Here is a 16,317-nt window from a genome sequence, read left to right on the forward strand (position 1 = left end):
GTCTGTCCTGGGTGGCGCCGGAAGACGCCTCCGGCGGGAGTATTTTGGAAAAGATGAAGATCAGAAGGGCAGTTTGATGTCCTTGGGCAGACCCATGCTTTCGGTCAGCTTGGCCATTTCTTCCTGCGACCGTTCCGTCGCCTTGGTCTGGGCGTCCTTGATTGCGGCCAGGATCAGGTCTTCGACCACTTCCTTGTCGTCGCTGTTGAAGATCGACGGGTCGATGTCCAGGCCCTTTAGCTCTCCTTTGGCGGTGGCAGTCGCCTTGACCAGGCCGGCGCCGGATTCGCCGACGACCATCATGGTGTTCAGCTCTTCCTGCATCTCGGTCATCTTGGTTTGAAGATCCTGTGCGGATTTCATCATCTTGGCCATGTCGCCCAGGCCGCCGAGTCCTTTGAGCATTTAGTGTCTCCTCGAGTGTAATCGCCTCAGGCGAATATATGCTGTGTAAAGTGTCATCCCAGCACATAGCGCAATTGCCAAGCCAATGAACAGGGTAGAATGGCCGACGCAGCCGAGGTCTGCGGCTGAACGGCGCGCATCATTCATCATGTCGGCACCGAGAATATGGCCAGTCCAGACCGCCCACAACAGCGTTGCCGCCAAAGCGATCCAAAGGCTCTTGTGCCAAAGGGCAAATGTAGAAATGATCAACAAGGCTATCGAGACGGGATGCGATGCTAGAACAAATGCCTCATGCCATTCGCTGACCGTTTCGCCGTTCCATCCGGGATTAAAGACGTCACATGCTTCGTGATAGACCGCATCGATACGTGGGAAATGCACCTATCAATCCTCTTCGAACGGGTCCCATTCGTCTTCGACCTCGGGCAGGGCCTCGGTTTCGACCTGCGCGGCAAGTTGTTCGGGGGTTTCGATCCTTGTGATTGTCGCCTTGGGGAAATGTTCCAGCACGGCGCGCACCGTCGGGTGTTCAAGCGCCTGGGCCCTGAGCGCCAGTTCGGCGGCGTCGCGGATCTCGGCGATGGTTGGGGACTGGCCGTCGGATACCACGGAAATCGCCCATCTGTTGCCGGTCCATCGTTGCAGCGATGCCCCCAGGCGCTGTGCCAGATCGGTCGGGGCCTGATCCGTGGGGGTGAATTCGATGCGGCCGGGTTGGTAGGACACAAGGCGGATGCCGTTTTCAGCCTCGACCAGCAGTTTGACATCGCGGTTGGACCGGATCAGTTCGATCACGTGGTCAAATGTCGGATAGCGTGCCAACGCGGCGTCGAGATCTTGCGCCAGGGCGGTTGTCGGGGCTGCGCCGCCGGTGCCGCGAGGCGCCGACATGTAGGCACCAGAAGCAGGTTGCGGGGCCTGAGCCGCGCCCGGTCCGGCACTGGCGGAAACGCCGGAGCCATTGCCGCCCGGCGGCGGTGGGGGCGGTGCCGATTGCAGGCGTCGGATCAGGTCTTCGGGGCTGGGCAGGTCGGCCACATGGGTCAGGCGGATGATGGCCATTTCCGCCGCCATCATCGTGTTGGGCGCGACCGAGACTTCTTCGAGCGTCTTGAGCAGCATTTGCCACATGCGGGTCAGCACCCGCATCGGCAAGGCTTCGGCCATTTGCAGCCCGCGCGCGCGTTCGTCGGGGGAAACCGTCGGGTCAGCGGCTGCATCGGGGGTGATCTTGACAACCGAGACCCAATGCGTGATTTCAGCCAGGTCGCGCAATATGGCAAGCGGGTCGGCGCCTTCGGCATATTGCCCGCCAAGCTCGGCCAGTGCGCCGGCTGCATCCCCGCGCAGGATCATGTCTGTCAGGTCCAGCACCCGCCCCCGGTCGGCCAAGCCCAGCATCGCGCGGACCTGCCCGGCGGTGGTTTCGCCCGCACCATGGGAAATCGCCTGATCCAGCAGCGAGGTCGCATCGCGGGCCGACCCTTCGGCGGCGCGGGTGATCAGCGCCAGCGCGTCCTGTGCGATCTGCGCGCCCTCGGCCTGGGCTATCTTGTTGAGCAGGGCGATCATGTCTTCCGGCTCGATCCTGCGCAGGTCGAACCTTTGGCACCGCGACAGGACCGTGACGGGAACCTTGCGGATTTCGGTGGTGGCGAAGATGAACTTTACATGCTCGGGCGGTTCTTCCAGCGTCTTGAGCAGCGCGTTGAATGCGCTGGTCGACAGCATGTGAACCTCGTCGATGATGTAGATCTTGTAGCGCGCGCTGGCGGCGCGATAGCGGACGCTGTCGATGATCTCGCGGATGTCGTTCACACCGGTGCGGCTGGCGGCGTCCATCTCCATCACGTCGACATGACGGCCTTCCATGATGGCCAGGCAATGTTCGCATTGCCCGCAGGGTTCGGTCGTGGGGCCGCCGGTGCCGTCGGGGCCGATACAGTTCATCCCCTTGGCGATGATCCGCGCGGTGGTTGTTTTGCCGGTGCCCCGGATGCCGGTCATGATGAAGGCCTGTGCAATCCGGTCCGCCTCGAACGCGTTTTTCAGGGTGCGCACCATGGCATCCTGGCCGACGAGATCGGCAAAGGTTTCGGGGCGGTATTTACGGGCAAGAACCTGATAGGCGGTGGTTGGCGTGTCGGTCATGTCTGCTCTGGCGGATTCGTCCTGTCGAGACAGCGTAGAGGCGCCAGTCTCTGGCGTCCACTGCACAGGGCGACGTTTTTCATTTTGGAAACCGCCCCGATCCGCGTAAAAATGTCAGAACAGGTTTCAAAGGTTGATTTTGACAGTAACGAGTTTGAAGGGGGTGGGCCTGATGTCACAACTGGTGATCTATGCGCTGCAGGTCGGGGGCGGTACGCTTGCGTTGACCTCTATGCCGGGCCGTAGCGGTGATTACCCAGGCGATCTGGACCTGATTTCGGCTTGGAAACCGGGGTTGGTGATCTCGACGACCACCGAGGTTGAAATGCTTCAGGATGGCGCACAGAATTTCGGCAGCGACATTCAGAGCCGCGCCAGCCGCTGGGCGCATCTGCCGGTTGATGATTTCGGCGCACCGGGTCCGTCCATTCAAGAATCATGGCCCGAGGTCAGCGCCGCGGCGCGGCACGCCTTGTCGGGCGGTGGGCGCGTGCTGGTGCATTGCCGCGGCGGGTGCGGACGGTCAGGAATGGTTGTGCTGCGACTGATGGTCGAATGCGGTGAACCCTCAGAGGCCGCGCTAAAGCGCCTGCGCAAGGTGCGAATCTGCGCCGTCGAGACCGAGGAACAGATGAACTGGGCCTTGGCGCCCGCAGGCGCGCGCCTGGCTTTCTAGGTCAGGGCGGTGGGGCCGCCGCAATTTCCACGGGCTGCTGGGTGCTGCGGGGTTGCGCCTGAAGCATGGCGCAGGGTGGGTGCGCCAATGTGCCTGACGGCAAGGGCCCGTCGTGACCGCTGAACATCATGTCCGCATACCGGTCCATTCTTTCGCAGCTTGCACCGGCTTGGGTGCCGCAGAATATGCGGATCATCTGGTGGGTGGCCCTGAACGCCGCCATGCACCCGTCGGCACAATGGGTCAGTTCGCTGCTGCCTTCGATTTCGAAATCCGCCTGTGTGACGGGGGCTGCCGTTTCCAGCGCGCGTGCCACGGCCCGCGCCAGCCGGGCCAGTGCGGGGCAGGGGGCCCCGGTGTGCTGGCACACGGTCGCGGTGAAAATATGGGATTGTGTTGACCAGTTCATCGAGCGCCCTCCGCGCAGGGGGCGACGTGTCTGGCACAGGAAGACCCGAACGTTGCGGTCAGACCCTGCCCGGACACCCCGCCCGAGTTTCAGTTTCGCGTTTGATGGCAGGTCTCCTGACTTGCGGGTCGTTGCTTTGCCGACCTTCCCGGCCTGTTGGCCAGTGGTGATTTCGGCAGTGCTCACCGCTTACAGTTGCGGGGGCAGTCGCGGCTTTGGTCGTTTCCGGCTTTCCGGTGTTGACCGCACCGTGTTCCCTTTTCATCCCGGCCCGGTATGGGCGCGGAAACCATCATGCAACGGCTATCGACTGATGACGGGGCAAGTCAAGATGATTGAGACCTGCCCTTCCATGATGGCGCGCCAATGCCGGTCCGGTGGCCGGGTAACCGGACGTTTGGTCATGCAGGAACCCGCTTGACAGGAACGGGTCGCATGGGGCCGAGTGAAAAGTGAACCACACAGTTCAGAAGCTGGAGGCGGCTCAGGATGCTGGACTTTTCACAAGCTGTTGCAACCGAAGATTTCCGGTTCCCTGCGGGCGATGTTGAATTGTCGGCCCGCATTTACGTGCCGCAATCCGCGCCGGAGACGGTTGTGGTTCTGAACAGTGCAACAGGGGTACCGCGCGCGTATTACCAACATTTCGCAAGCTGGTTGGCCGCCGAGCACGGGATCGCCTGCCTGACCTATGACTATCGCGATTTCGAAACCTCGCTGCGGGGGCCGTTGCGCGGGTCAAAGGTCACCATGGCGGATTGGGCGGTGCAGGACATGCCCGCGGCGCGGTCCGAGATGCGGCGGCGTTATCCGCGGGCGAAACTGTGGGTGATCGGTCATTCTGTCGGCGGTATGCTGGGCCCGGTCCAGCCTGATATTGACCGGGTTGACCGGATGATCTGTGTCAGTGCCGGGATGGTGTCGCTTGCCGATCATCCCTGGCCCTATCGGGCCATGGCGGCGTTGTTCTGGTTCGGGCACGCACCCCTGGCGGCCCGCGTCATGGGGTATTTGCCGGGCAAGGCGCTGGGCTTTGGGGCAGACCTGCCGGCCCCTGTCTATTGGCAGTGGCGGAAATGGTGCACGTCGCCGTGCAGTTATCTTGCGGATGTTGGTGCCGATCTGCCTGCGCTCAACCCTGCGGGCGTGGGCGGTCGGATTGATCTGTTTGCCTTTGCCGACGACCAGATGGTCCCGCCCCAGGCGGTATGGCGCCTGGCCGCGCTTTACGGGCCGAACGCGCAGCGTCACCTTGTTGCGCCGCAAGATCACGGCCTGCCCGAGATTGGCCATATCGGCGCATTTGCACGCCGAAACGCGGCTGTTTGGCCCCGCCTGATCGCCTGATCGCCTGATCGCCTGATCGCCTGACGAATCGCATCCGCTTGACGCTAAGCCGGTCAAGTCGACCGCAAGGGGCAAGGGGGGCACCACGCGCCGCCTGTCCCGCACGAACCCGGCTTTGGCCAGCTTGCCGAACAGGATCACGAACCACATGCGCGGGCCGCGTTACTTGTTTTTCTGGGGAAAGGGCCGGCAGAGGGCGCCAGGTAAGTGGCAAGTGAGAGGCTGGACATCGACCCAAGCGGGACTCGTTGTGGCTGCTTCCTTCCGGACCTGACCAGGTTGGCGAGGCGCTCGCCCGCGCCAACCTCTCAGGCGTGGATATAGGGCCGCCGGGGCGAAATGACAACCCGTCACAAGGACAGGTGCAGTTTCATGAACCCGTCGGCATCCCGGTCAAGCACACGCGGCGAAAAGTGCCCGAGTTCGTCCAGGTACTTGGCCGCGCCCGGTCCGGTCTTCAAAATGGCCTGCCTTGCGGATCGGGGTTTCAACCGGAACGGATCGGCGGCCATTTCCAGCGGGTCGCCGGGCCGCGCGCCCGAAAGATAGTCGCGAAGGATATCCTGTATCGGCGCCTGCGGCAGCTCGATCTGCCGGGCCTTGGTGGCGAACGGAAAATGCCCGCCGCCATTGGCCCTGTAGTTGTTGAGCGCAACGACAAACCGTTGTTCGGGCGCTACGGGGCGCCCGTCAAACCGCATTTCGGAAATACGAAAGGCGTCCGGGTTCCCCAGCACGCCCCGGTCATCAAAACGCGCAGGGCAGGACGGGTCGATCCGGTAGGTCAGCCCGAAGATCACATCGAAATTATGCCCTGCCCGTTTCGGGTCGATCAACGCGGGGGCAAAGCCGTTGGGCAGGCGATTGAATATCCCGGCGGACATTTCCAGCCAGTCGCGCAGATCGTCACCGGAAACGATCACGGCGCGCAATTCATTCGGGAAAATGTTCAGGTCCGCGACATGGCGCATCGAAAGCGTACCCGCGGCAATATCGGTATAATGGCGCGGCCCGGCGCGGCCTCCGAATTTGGACGGGGCGGTCGCTGACAGAACCGGAAGATCGGCCGCAGGCGTTCCGGCCAGATAAGGCCGCAACGCCGCCGCTTGCGCCGCCGCGACAGTGGCAAGACCTTTGTCGGGGACGCAAAAACTGAAATAGCTGTGCATCGGTTGCGCGACCGTGCCCACGGGGCGGGCAGCACGAAGCCGGGTCTGTTCATGCCCGTGGGCAAAGAGTTTGACCAGTTTGGTGTCCTCGGGCACGGCGGGCGCGTCGGCTAGGCCCGGCCCGCCCGCCACGGCGCGCAGGTCAGCGCGCGACGTGACCACGCGCCAGCCGTTGCCCGCATCCAGGGTCAGCGCCAGGTCAATGACACCAAGGTGAGATCCCGCCGATCCCGGCATGACCGCAGGCGTGCCGTGGATATGTCCGGTGACGCTGTCCACAAAATCCAGATCCGCATGGCCGGGGCCCGGCAGGGTCAGGTGGGTATGACCGGCGACCAACGCGTCGATATCGGGCAATGCGGCGATCGGAACGGCGGCGTTTTCCAGACCGGGTGCCGCCTCGGCCTGCCCCAGGCCGGAATGCGCAAGGGCCACGACCAGATCGCATCCCCGGCGTCGCAAATCTGCCGAGACTTCTTGCGCCTGTTGCAGCGCGTCGGTGACGCTGACTTGCCCTTTCAGCCGATGCGCTTCCCATAGGGCTGTCTGGGGCGGAAGAACGGACAGGACGCCGATCCGAATGGGAACATATCGCCCGCCCATCCGCACTTGCCGCGTCAGAATGGCCGATGGCGACCAGACGGGCAGGGGGTCGGCCATATGCGCATTGCTGGACAGGACGGGGCATGGTGACTGGGTCAGGATGCGGTCCAGGCTGGCAAGCCCAAAGGAAAAGTCGTGATTGCCCAGGCCAATCGCGTCATAGCCCAGCTCTGAAAAGGCCTGCATCAGCGGATGGGACCGCTGCGAACTGGTTGCCGCCCAATCGCCAAACGGCGTGCCCTGAAACGCATCCCCGTTATCGAACAGCAAGACCGTGCCCCCGTTCCGCTCGGCTTCGGCCCGTGCCTGTCGGATCAGGGTCGCCGTGCGGGTAAGGCCGATGCTGCCGTCGGCTTGGTCTGCATAATAATCGAACCCCATCACATTCATGTGAAGGTCCGAGGTTGCGAGGATGCGGATATGCGCCCGGTCCTTGTCGGACTTGTTCGGCGGCGGCAGGGTGTCAGGCTTCAACGTCGGGGCTTTGGAATAATGTCTTACAAGAGAATTCAATAGTTCGAATACTATATGCAAATTCCGCGACGTCCATGCGGCCTTTCGACGGCAGAGGCATTTCGGCTGCGCGAATTTCCGTTGCACCACGGGGTCAGACGTGGCAGCCCCGGACAAAAGTTCGGGAACCACGGAATGAAGCACGCAGAACAGGTAACATTTGGCGGTTCCGGTCTGGATCGCGCGGCGCATATCCGCAATGACCCGGACCGGCTGGCCGAGATCCAGACAGACCCAGAGGCCCGGTGCCTGTTGCTTTGGCGGGGCAAGCCGCTGGTCATGGGCGAGGCGCTGGACAGCCTGGCCCTGGTGCCGATGTCGCATGGCCTGGTACAGGGCGGGCCCGGCGGGGCGCTTGAAGCGCCGTTGTTTCTGGGTTTGACGGAAGCGGGGACGGGACTGTTTGCGATGGATGTCTCGGGCTGGGTCCCCGACGGGGACGATCTGTCCGGCCTCGGGGCGTTTGTCGACCAAAGCGAACAGCAACACCCGGACCTGCCCCAGGGCCACGTCTTTGCCGAGCTGCGCCGGATCATGACCCGGCTGTCCGCGCGCGACGCCGAGCTTGCCGCGACGGCCAAGGCCGTTATCGGCTGGCATGAAACCCATGGCTTTTGCGCCAGGTGCGGCGCGCGCAGCGATATCTCTCAGGCCGGGTGGCAACGCAGCTGCCCGTCCTGCGGCGGCCAGCATTTTCCAAGAACCGACCCGGTGGTCATCATGCTGATCACATATGGGCAATCCGTTCTGGTCGGAAGGTCACCAGGCTGGCCCGAGGGGATGTATTCCTTGCTGGCAGGCTTTGTTGAACCCGGCGAGACCCTTGAGGCGGCTGTTCGGCGCGAAGTCATGGAAGAGGCCGGCGTCCCCGTCGGGCCGGTCCGCTATCTTTCCAGCCAACCCTGGCCATTCCCTGCGTCCTTGATGTTTGGCTGCGCGGGCGAGGCATTGTCACAGGACATCCGCATCGATCCGGTCGAGATCGAGGACGCGATATGGGTCACCAAATCCGAGATGATGCAGGCCTTTGCAGGCGAGAATCCCAAGCTTTTGCCTGCCCGCAAAGGTGCAATTGCCCATTTTCTGTTGCAAAACTGGCTTGCAGATACGCTGGACTGACAGGACACTGACCCAAGACCTCTGGATACATAGACGAATATGCAGTTTTCAGCCCGCGAAGATATCGAAGCCCCCATCGATGCCGTTTTCGAAATGGTTTCGGATTTTGAGCGATTCGAACGGATGGCGATGCGGCGCGGCGTGGATGTCCGGCGCACCGTCATGCAATCGCCCCCGGCGGCGGGCATGACCTGGGAAACCGAGTTTCGGGTGCGTGGCAAGCCAAGACAGGTCTCGGTCGTCATGAGCGAATGCGAACGCCCGGTTCTGATGCAGTTCCAATCGGCCAGCAAAGGCATGACCGGTTTGACCACGGTTGAGTTTCTGGCCCTGTCGCAACGCCGAACCCGGTTGAACGTCGAAATGTCGCTGGCGGCAAAATCCCTGCCGGCGCGGCTGTTGCTACAGTCCTTCAAGCTGGGCAAATCCCGGTTCCGCCGCCAGATGCAACTGCGGCTCAGCGAATTTGCGCGGGAACTGGAAGAACGCCACCTGCACGGCGCATGACCTGACCGCCGAAGGCCGCGGTCAGGCTGCCCGCCACGGGTGCATCTGCCGGGGTTCTGGCTCAGCCGCGGGGTTGCGCGGCGGGATAGACCCCCAGGATTTCGACATTCGTGGTGAAATGGGCCAGCTCCTCCATGGCCAGTTGAACGTTCCGGTCATCGGGGTGCCCAACGATGTCGGAATAGAACTGCGTGGCGGTAAAGGACCCGTCGACCATATAGCTTTCCAGCTTGGTCATGTTGATTCCGTTGGTGGCAAATCCGCCCAGCGCCTTGTAAAGCGCGGCCGGAATGTTGCGGACCTGGAACACGAAGCTGGTGATCATCCCGTGGGTCCCGCGCCGCGAATCATCGGCTTGGCGCGACATGACCAGAAAACGGGTGGTGTTGTCGCCATGGTCCTCGATATGCCGGGCCAGCACGTTCAGGCCGTATATCTCTGCCGCCAGTTCACTGGCCAGAGCGGCCGAATGCTTTTCGCCCGCTTCGGCCACCTCGCGCGCGGCGCGCGCATTGTCGGGGCTGACGCGGCCACGGATATCGTGTTCCTTAAGGAAGCCCGCGCATTGTGGCAGCAAAACCAGATGGGAATGCGCCTCGGTGATGTCGTCAAGCTGTGCGCCGGGGACGCCAAGCAGGTTGATATGAACCCGCACAAACGCCTCGTCGACAATATGCAAGCCGCTATGGGGCAGTAGCCTGTGAATGTCGGCCACACGCCCATAGGTCGTGTTTTCGACGGGCAGCATGGCCAGATCGGCCTGACCCGCGCGCACTGATTCGATCACATCCTCGAAAGTACGGCAGGCCAGCGGCTCCATGTCGGGGCGCGCGTCGCGGCAAGCCTCGTGGCTATAGGCGCCGGGTTCTCCCTGAAATGCAATGCGTTTGGTCATTTGGTCGATTCCGTGCAACAAGTTCGTTATTTGGGCGTTTAGTCGCGGTGTCTATACCTTGCCTCTTGTCAGGGGAAGCCTTAGACACCCCGCAGACAGCTGAAATGGACAAGCGATCAATGTTCGACACGATGACAGTTACAAAGGCCGCAGCAGGCCTGTTTGGCACCTTCCTTGTATTGCTTCTGGCCAAATGGGGCGCGGATGTTCTTTACCACGTCGGAGGGCATGGCGACGCGGCATATGTTATCGAAACCGACAGTGCCGGTGCATCCGGGGGCGATGAGCCTGAAGTCGCGTTCGAGGAAATGCTTGCCGCAGCCGACCCGGAAAAGGGCGCCAAGGTGTTCCGCAAATGCACGGCCTGCCACAAGCTTGAAGACGGCGCCAACGGAACCGGCCCGTATCTTTACGGTGTTGTTGACCGTCCGGTTGCCTCGGCCCAAGGGTTCACCGGGTATTCTGCCAGCATGCAGGCGCATGGCGGCAACTGGACACCCGAAGCGCTGGATGCGTTCCTGACCAAGCCCAGCGCCTATATTTCCGGCACCTCCATGAGCTTTGCCGGTTTGAAAAAGCCCGGAGATCGCGCGGACCTGATCGCGTATCTGCAGACGATCGGCAACTGATCCGGTTCAGGATCATGAAAATCCAAGGCCGCTGCCCCGCGCAGCGGCTTTTTTGTCTCAAGAAATCTTCACAAAGCGTTCACGCACTCTAAACTTGCAACTGTCACCGCTGGCAATTTAGCTGGCGCGCACAAGATACAGGTTCATAAAGACCGCAGGAGAGCAGCAATGGTGAAGAAAGATGAGCGAACCTTCAGGATTGAAGTCGATCGCAGAACCACGTTGCAGATGCTTGGGGCGGGCGCGCTGACCTCGATGGTGCCGGGCGCCGGTCTGGCGACCGGGGCGGACCAGGATGAAATCATCCGGGCGCACGGGTATTCCTTTTTCGGTGACCTGAAATACCCGGCAGATTATCCGCATTTCGACTATGTGAACCCCAATGCGCCGGTGGGCGGCGAAATCTCGGTCAGTACGCGCGGGACCTTTGACGGGATGAACCGCTGGAACTGGCAGGGCAAGGCGGGGCTGTATTCAGGCCTGGTGGCCGAAGGGATGTTCGGCGACGGCCCGTTCGGCACGCAGACCCCGGCAGATTCCATTACCGAACTATATGGCCTGATTGCCGAGGCGGTCGAATACCCCAAATCGAAAAAATGGTGCGTGTTCCACATGCGCCCCGAGGCCAGGTTTTCGGACGGCACGCCGCTGACGGCGCATGACGCCGCCTTTACGCATGATCTGTTCCTTGACCAGGCGATCCGCAGTTATGCGCGCGCGGTCAAGCAGCGCATCGAAGGCTACGAGATCATCGACGACCACACGATCAGGTACAATTTTGTGGATGGTATCTCGCGCCGGTCGCTGATTTCCCAGGTCGGCAGCACGCCGGTTTTCTCGAAAGACTGGTATGAACGCACCGGAGAGAGGCTGGACAAGCAAAGCTGGAACATTCCGCTGGGTAGCGGGCCCTATGTTCTGGACAGCTACGAGGCGAACCGGTTCATCGTCTACAAGCGCAACCCCGACTATTGGGGCTGGCACCTGCCGATCAACAAGGGGCGGCACAATTTTGAACGGGTGAAGGTCGAGTATTTCGCCGATGACGCGGCCGAGTTCGAGGCGTTCAAAGCCGGGCTATATACGTTCCGGGCCGAGGGCAGCACCAAGAAATGGGCGACAGGCTATGATTTTCCGGCCGTTGAAAAAGGCTATGTCAAACTGGAAACCCTGCCGGACATGACCCCTCCGGTGGCGTCGGGATTTGTATTCAACTTTCTGCGCGACCCCTTTACCGACATCAAGGTCCGCGAGGCGCTGGGCCTTGCGTTCAACTTCGACTGGACGGCGGCATCTTTGCAATATGGCCTGACGACCCAGCGCCATTCGTTTACCGAGAACTCCGAAGCCCAGGCCTTTGGCGTGCCCGAGGGTCAGGAAAAGGCGTTTCTGGAAAGCCTCGGCGACGTGGTCCCGGCCGAATTGTTCACCGAAGAAGCGGTCATGGCGCATACGTCGAACCCCGATCGCCCGACCGACCGGCGCAACAAGCGCCGCGCGCTGAAGCTGCTGGAAGAGGCGGGCTGGACCGTCGGCAGCGATGGCAAGCTGCGCAACGCCGATGGTGAATTGATGCAGTTCAAGATCATGTTGTCGGGCGCTTCGTCGGACACGGTCGAGGCAATCATCACGACCTATGTTGAAACGCTCAAGAATTTTGGCGTGTCGGTCGAGGCGGAAAAGGTCGACACGGCCCAGTATGCCCAGCGCTATTACGACAAGGACTGGGACATGATGTTCTTCCGCAACCAGCCGTTTGAGACCGCCAGCACCGGTCTGAAACAGGCCTATGGTTCGGAAACGGCCGTGGTGTCGTCCTATAACCCGCAATCGTTGCAGGACCCGCTGATTGACGCGATTATCGAAAAGTCGCTGCTGACCAATTCGCGCGAAGAAGAGATTGCCGCGCTCAAGGCGCTGGACCGTGCGCTGCGGTTCCGGCGTATCCAGATACCGGCGGGTTACGTCCCGGAACATTGGGTTGCCTATTACGACATGTTCGAACACCCCGAGGAATTACCGCCGCGGGGGCTTGGCTATCTGGACTTTTGGTGGTTCAACCAAGAGAAATACGAAGCCCTGAAAGCCGCTGGCGCGTTGAGGTAAAAAACCCTTGGGAGCATATATTCTAAGACGCCTGCTGTTGGTCATTCCGACTTTGCTGGGCATCATGATCGTCAACTTCACGCTGGTGCAATTTGTTCCGGGCGGGCCGATTGAACAGATTCTTGCGCAGATGCAGGGCGAAGGCGACGTGTTCGCCGGGTTTGCCGGCGGCGAAGGGGCCACAAACGAAGAAACCTTTGGTTCCGACAGCGATTATGTCGGCGCACGGGGCCTGCCCAAGGAATTTATCGAAGACCTCGAGAAAGAGTTCGGCTTTGACAAGCCACCGCTCGAGCGGTTCCTGACCATGATGGGCAATTACCTGACGCTGGATTTCGGCGAAAGCTATTTCCGCTCGATCAGTGTGATCGACCTGGTGGTCGAAAAGATGCCGGTATCCATCTCTCTGGGGCTATGGTCCACGCTGATTGCGTATCTGGTGTCCATTCCACTTGGCATCCGCAAGGCGATCAAGGACGGGTCCAGCTTTGATACATGGACCAGCGGGATGATTATCGTCGCCTATGCTATTCCGGGCTTCCTGTTTGCGATCCTGTTGCTGGTTCTGTTTGCGGGCGGGTCTTATTGGCAGATTTTCCCGCTGCGCGGGTTGACCTCTGACAATTGGGAAAGCCTCAGCCTGTTTGGCAAGGTTGCGGATTACTTCTGGCATATTGCGCTGCCGATCATCGCCCTGACGATTTCCGCCTTTGCAACGCTGACGCTGCTGACGAAAAATTCGTTTCTTGACGAGATCAAGAAGCAATATGTCATGACCGCGCGCGCCAAAGGGCTGAGCGAACACCGCGTGCTGTATGGTCACGTCTTTCGCAATGCGATGCTGATCGTGATCGCGGGGTTCCCGGCGGTGTTCATCGGGGTCTTTTTTGGCGGCTCAATCATCATTGAAACCATCTTTTCGCTGGATGGCCTGGGCCGCCTGGGGTTCGAGGCCGCCGTGGCGCGGGATTACCCGGTGATATTCGGCACACTCTTCATATTCGGCCTGATGGGCCTGATCGTCGGTATCATCAGCGACCTGATGTATGTGCTGGTCGACCCACGCATCGACTTCGAAAAGCGCGAGGGGTAAATGGCACTTTCTCCCCTCAACCAGCGCCGCTGGCGCAATTTCCGCCGCAACGGCCGGGCGTTCTGGTCGCTGCTCATATTCTCGGTTCTGTTCGGGCTGTCCCTGTTTGCCGAGTTCATCGCCAATGACAAACCGATCCTCATCAAATACCGAGGCGATTTTTATACGCCGATCTTCCATTTCTATGCCGAAACCGAGTTTGGCGGGGATTTCCAGACCGAAGCGATCTATCGCGACCCCGAAGTGCGCTGCCTGATCGACAGCGGCGGGCTGGAGCAATGTTTTGACGACCCCGAAGGCATCATCGCGCAGATCGAGGCCGGAACATTCGAGGCAGACGGGTTCGAGCGGGGATGGTCGGTCTGGCCGTTGATCCCGTATTCCTACAACACATCGGTCGACCGGCCCGGCGCGGCCCCCTTGCCGCCCAACGGTCAGAATCTGCTGGGTACCGACGACACCAAACGAGACGTTCTCGCCCGCGTGATCTACGGCTTTCGCCTGTCGATCCTGTTCACGCTTGTCGTCACTGGTGCGGCCAGCCTGATCGGCATTTTCGCCGGTGCCATACAGGGGTTCTTTGGCGGCTGGCTGGACCTGATTTTCCAGCGGGTAATCGAGATCTGGTCGGCGACACCGTCGCTTTACGTCATCATCATCATGTTTGCGATCCTGGGGCGAAGTTTCTGGCTGCTGGTGGCCCTGATGATCCTGTTCGGCTGGACCGGGCTTGTCGGCGTTGTCCGGGCCGAGTTCCTGCGGGCGCGCAACCTTGAATATGTTCGCGCCGCGCGGGCCCTGGGGGTTGGCAACATGACCATCATGTTCCGCCACATGCTGCCCAACGCAATGGTTGCCACGCTGACCTTTATGCCGTTCATCGTGACCGGCACCATCGGCGGGCTGGCCTCGTTGGATTTCCTTGGCTTTGGCCTGCCATCCTCGGCCCCGTCGCTAGGCGAGCTGACCTTGCAGGCCAAGCAGAACCTGCAGGCGCCGTGGCTGGCCTTTACCGCGTTCTTCACCTTTGCCGTCATGCTGTCGCTGCTGGTCTTCATTTTTGAGGGCGTGCGCGATGCGTTTGATCCCAGAAAGACCTTCTCATGAGCCTTTTGGATGTGAACAACCTCAAGGTCTCGTTCCGGCAAGACGGGCAGGTCTCGGCAGCGGTCAAGGGCGTTTCCTTTACCGTGGATCGTGGCGAAACGGTTGCGCTGGTGGGCGAATCCGGGTCGGGCAAATCGGTTACCGCGCTCAGCACGGTGTCTTTGCTGGGCGACAGCGCCATTGTCGAAGGGTCGGTCCGGTATGACGGCGACGAGATGATTGGCGCGTCGGAAAATAAGCTGATGGGCGTGCGCGGCAACGATATCAGCTTTATCTTCCAAGAGCCGATGACCTCGCTCAACCCGTTGCACACGATCCAGAAGCAGATGGCGGAATCGCTGGCCCTGCACCAGGGCGTATCGGGCCAAGCGGCGCGGGACCGGATTGTCGAGCTGCTGACCAAGGTCGGTATTCGCGATCCCCAGGATCGTCTGGACAGCTACCCGCACCAGCTGTCCGGCGGGCAGCGTCAGCGGGTGATGATCGCGATGGCGCTGGCCAACAAGCCGGATATCCTGATCGCGGACGAGCCGACCACGGCGCTGGACGTGACCATCCAGGCGCAGATTCTCGAATTGCTGGCAGAGCTTCAGAAATCCGAGAACATGGGGATGCTGTTCATCACGCATGACCTGGGCATCGTGCGCCGCATCGCCGACCGGGTCTGCGTCATGAAGGATGGCGAGATCGTCGAATCCGGTGTGACGACCGAAATATTCGACAACCCTCAGCATCCCTATACGCGCAAATTGCTGGCCGCCGAGCCGTCGGGCCAGCCCGACCCCGTCGACACGGACGCCGAAGAGGTCGCGCGGACCGATCATCTGAAGGTTTGGTTTCCGATCCAGCGGGGGTTCCTCAAGCGCACGGTGGGCCATGTGAAAGCCGTCAATGACGCATCGCTAAAGGTCCGCGCGGGCGAGACATTGGGCATCGTCGGTGAAAGCGGTTCGGGCAAGACGACGCTGGCGCTGGCGATCATGCGGCTGATCGCCTCCGAAGGCGGCATCACCTTCCGCGACCAGGATGTGCGCCGCTGGTCAACGCGCGAATTGCGCAGGCTGCGCAAGGATATGCAGATCGTATTTCAGGACCCGTTCGGCAGCCTCAGCCCGCGCATGACCTGTATGCAGATCATCGCCGAGGGGCTGGCAATTCACAAGGTCGATCCCCACCGCGCGCCACGCGACCTGGTGGCCGAGGTGATGACCGAGGTTGGACTGGACCCCGCCGCGATGGACCGTTACCCGCACGAGTTTTCGGGCGGTCAGCGGCAGCGCATCGCGATTGCGCGGGCCATGGTGCTGCGGCCCAAGCTGTTGGTGCTGGACGAACCGACCAGTGCGCTGGACATGACCGTGCAGGTGCAGATCGTCGATCTGTTGCGCGATTTGCAACGCAAATACGGGCTGGCCTATCTGTTCATCAGCCACGACCTAAAGGTCGTGCGGGCCATGTCGCACAACGTGATCGTCATGCGCAACGGCGACGTGATCGAGATGGGCGCGGCCGAGGATCTGTTCGAAAACGCCCAGACCGAGTATACGCGGGAACTGATTGCGGCGGCGGGGTGATACGACCCCGC

15 protein-coding genes, 1 other RNA gene and 1 riboswitch are annotated in these 16,317 nt (G+C 61.3%); of the genes, 9 read left to right on the forward strand and 7 right to left on the reverse strand.

Features of this window, described 5'->3' with window-relative positions; genetic code table 11:
• Window positions 1-60: 60 nt before the first annotated feature.
• Genes ACXAG8_RS10805 through ACXAG8_RS10815 form a run of 3 tightly spaced genes read right to left on the reverse strand, consistent with a single transcriptional unit; the run spans window position 61 to window position 2,559 of the window.
• A complete protein-coding gene (locus tag ACXAG8_RS10805) occupies window positions 61-405 on the reverse strand; it encodes a YbaB/EbfC family nucleoid-associated protein (protein WP_475224030.1) in 345 nt (114 codons plus the stop codon).
• Entirely contained in the window at window positions 406-789 is a 384-nt protein-coding gene (locus tag ACXAG8_RS10810; RefSeq protein WP_475224033.1) for a hypothetical protein, read from the reverse strand.
• 3 nt (window positions 790-792) lie between these two features.
• The gene (locus ACXAG8_RS10815) at window positions 793-2,559 is read right to left on the reverse strand and encodes a DNA polymerase III subunit gamma/tau (RefSeq protein WP_475224036.1); all 1,767 of its coding nucleotides are present in this window, start codon (window positions 2,557-2,559) and stop codon (window positions 793-795) included.
• A 172-nt stretch (window positions 2,560-2,731) separates the two neighbouring features.
• On the opposite strand from ACXAG8_RS10815, the gene ACXAG8_RS10820 reads away from it, so the two are divergent.
• Window positions 2,732-3,235, forward strand: a complete 504-nt coding sequence (locus ACXAG8_RS10820; RefSeq protein WP_475224038.1) for a protein-tyrosine phosphatase family protein — start codon at window positions 2,732-2,734, stop codon at window positions 3,233-3,235.
• A gap of 1 nt (window position 3,236) precedes the next feature.
• On the opposite strand, the gene ACXAG8_RS10825 is transcribed toward ACXAG8_RS10820, so the two are convergent.
• A complete protein-coding gene (locus tag ACXAG8_RS10825; RefSeq protein ID WP_475224042.1) occupies window positions 3,237-3,644 on the reverse strand; it encodes a hypothetical protein in 408 nt (135 codons plus the stop codon).
• An 89-nt stretch (window positions 3,645-3,733) separates the two neighbouring features.
• Window positions 3,734-3,953: riboswitch (cobalamin riboswitch) on the reverse strand.
• A 180-nt stretch (window positions 3,954-4,133) separates the two neighbouring features.
• On the opposite strand from ACXAG8_RS10825, the gene ACXAG8_RS10830 reads away from it, so the two are divergent.
• Entirely contained in the window at window positions 4,134-4,991 is an 858-nt protein-coding gene (locus tag ACXAG8_RS10830) for an alpha/beta hydrolase family protein (RefSeq protein WP_475224044.1), read from the forward strand.
• A 212-nt stretch (window positions 4,992-5,203) separates the two neighbouring features.
• Here the strand turns inward: ACXAG8_RS10830 and ffs are convergent.
• Window positions 5,204-5,302, reverse strand: an RNA gene (ffs, locus tag ACXAG8_RS10835) — signal recognition particle sRNA small type.
• 39 nt (window positions 5,303-5,341) lie between these two features.
• Entirely contained in the window at window positions 5,342-7,237 is a 1,896-nt protein-coding gene (locus ACXAG8_RS10840) for a bifunctional 2',3'-cyclic-nucleotide 2'-phosphodiesterase/3'-nucleotidase (protein ID WP_475224046.1), read from the reverse strand.
• A 174-nt stretch (window positions 7,238-7,411) separates the two neighbouring features.
• On the opposite strand from ACXAG8_RS10840, the gene nudC reads away from it, so the two are divergent.
• Together nudC and ACXAG8_RS10850 are read left to right on the forward strand one after the other, a co-directional pair.
• Window positions 7,412-8,395, forward strand: coding sequence for an NAD(+) diphosphatase (nudC, locus tag ACXAG8_RS10845; RefSeq protein WP_475224048.1), 984 nt, complete (start codon window positions 7,412-7,414; stop codon window positions 8,393-8,395).
• A 39-nt stretch (window positions 8,396-8,434) separates the two neighbouring features.
• Complete coding sequence (locus tag ACXAG8_RS10850) at window positions 8,435-8,902, forward strand: SRPBCC family protein (protein WP_475224050.1); 468 nt, start codon at window positions 8,435-8,437, stop codon at window positions 8,900-8,902.
• Window positions 8,903-8,963: 61 nt separating this feature from the next.
• On the opposite strand, the gene ACXAG8_RS10855 is transcribed toward ACXAG8_RS10850, so the two are convergent.
• Complete coding sequence (locus ACXAG8_RS10855) at window positions 8,964-9,797, reverse strand: prephenate dehydratase (RefSeq protein WP_475224054.1); 834 nt, start codon at window positions 9,795-9,797, stop codon at window positions 8,964-8,966.
• A 119-nt stretch (window positions 9,798-9,916) separates the two neighbouring features.
• On the opposite strand from ACXAG8_RS10855, the gene ACXAG8_RS10860 reads away from it, so the two are divergent.
• The 5 genes from ACXAG8_RS10860 to ACXAG8_RS10880 all read left to right on the forward strand — a co-directional run bounded on the left by ACXAG8_RS10860 (window position 9,917) and on the right by ACXAG8_RS10880 (window position 16,306).
• The gene (locus tag ACXAG8_RS10860; protein WP_475224166.1) at window positions 9,917-10,426 is read left to right on the forward strand and encodes a c-type cytochrome; all 510 of its coding nucleotides are present in this window, start codon (window positions 9,917-9,919) and stop codon (window positions 10,424-10,426) included.
• A 168-nt stretch (window positions 10,427-10,594) separates the two neighbouring features.
• Window positions 10,595-12,532 (forward strand): extracellular solute-binding protein, encoded by a 1,938-nt coding sequence (locus tag ACXAG8_RS10865; RefSeq protein ID WP_475224058.1) that lies wholly within the window; start codon window positions 10,595-10,597, stop codon window positions 12,530-12,532.
• Between the two features lie 7 nt (window positions 12,533-12,539).
• On the forward strand, window positions 12,540-13,625 hold the full coding sequence (locus tag ACXAG8_RS10870; protein WP_475224061.1) for a microcin C ABC transporter permease YejB: 1,086 nt from the start codon (window positions 12,540-12,542) through the stop codon (window positions 13,623-13,625).
• On the forward strand, window positions 13,626-14,732 hold the full coding sequence (locus ACXAG8_RS10875; protein WP_475224064.1) for an ABC transporter permease: 1,107 nt from the start codon (window positions 13,626-13,628) through the stop codon (window positions 14,730-14,732).
• Window positions 14,729-16,306, forward strand: a complete 1,578-nt coding sequence (locus tag ACXAG8_RS10880; protein ID WP_475224069.1) for an ABC transporter ATP-binding protein — start codon at window positions 14,729-14,731, stop codon at window positions 16,304-16,306. Before ACXAG8_RS10875 ends, ACXAG8_RS10880 begins: the two co-directional genes overlap by 4 nt.
• The last annotated feature ends 11 nt before the right edge of the window (window positions 16,307-16,317 follow it).

It is taken from the genome of Ruegeria sp. ABD4_443 (genome assembly GCF_056160865.1).

Bases quoted from the DNA above. Each gene is read 5' to 3' on its own strand.
- ACXAG8_RS10805 (WP_475224030.1), bottom strand. From the start codon at position 405: ATGCTCAAAGGACTCGGCGGCCTGGGCGACATGGCCAAGATGATGAAA.
- ACXAG8_RS10815 (WP_475224036.1), bottom strand. From the start codon at position 2,559: ATGACCGACACGCCAACCACCGCCTATCAGGTTCTTGCCCGTAAATAC.
- ACXAG8_RS10820 (WP_475224038.1), top strand. From the start codon at position 2,732: ATGTCACAACTGGTGATCTATGCGCTGCAGGTCGGGGGCGGTACGCTT.
- ACXAG8_RS10825 (WP_475224042.1), bottom strand. From the start codon at position 3,644: ATGAACTGGTCAACACAATCCCATATTTTCACCGCGACCGTGTGCCAG.
- ACXAG8_RS10830 (WP_475224044.1), top strand. From the start codon at position 4,134: ATGCTGGACTTTTCACAAGCTGTTGCAACCGAAGATTTCCGGTTCCCT.
- nudC (WP_475224048.1), top strand. From the start codon at position 7,412: ATGAAGCACGCAGAACAGGTAACATTTGGCGGTTCCGGTCTGGATCGC.
- ACXAG8_RS10850 (WP_475224050.1), top strand. From the start codon at position 8,435: ATGCAGTTTTCAGCCCGCGAAGATATCGAAGCCCCCATCGATGCCGTT.
- ACXAG8_RS10855 (WP_475224054.1), bottom strand. From the start codon at position 9,797: ATGACCAAACGCATTGCATTTCAGGGAGAACCCGGCGCCTATAGCCAC.
- ACXAG8_RS10860 (WP_475224166.1), top strand. From the start codon at position 9,917: ATGTTCGACACGATGACAGTTACAAAGGCCGCAGCAGGCCTGTTTGGC.
- ACXAG8_RS10865 (WP_475224058.1), top strand. From the start codon at position 10,595: ATGGTGAAGAAAGATGAGCGAACCTTCAGGATTGAAGTCGATCGCAGA.
- ACXAG8_RS10875 (WP_475224064.1), top strand. From the start codon at position 13,626: ATGGCACTTTCTCCCCTCAACCAGCGCCGCTGGCGCAATTTCCGCCGC.
- ACXAG8_RS10880 (WP_475224069.1), top strand. From the start codon at position 14,729: ATGAGCCTTTTGGATGTGAACAACCTCAAGGTCTCGTTCCGGCAAGAC.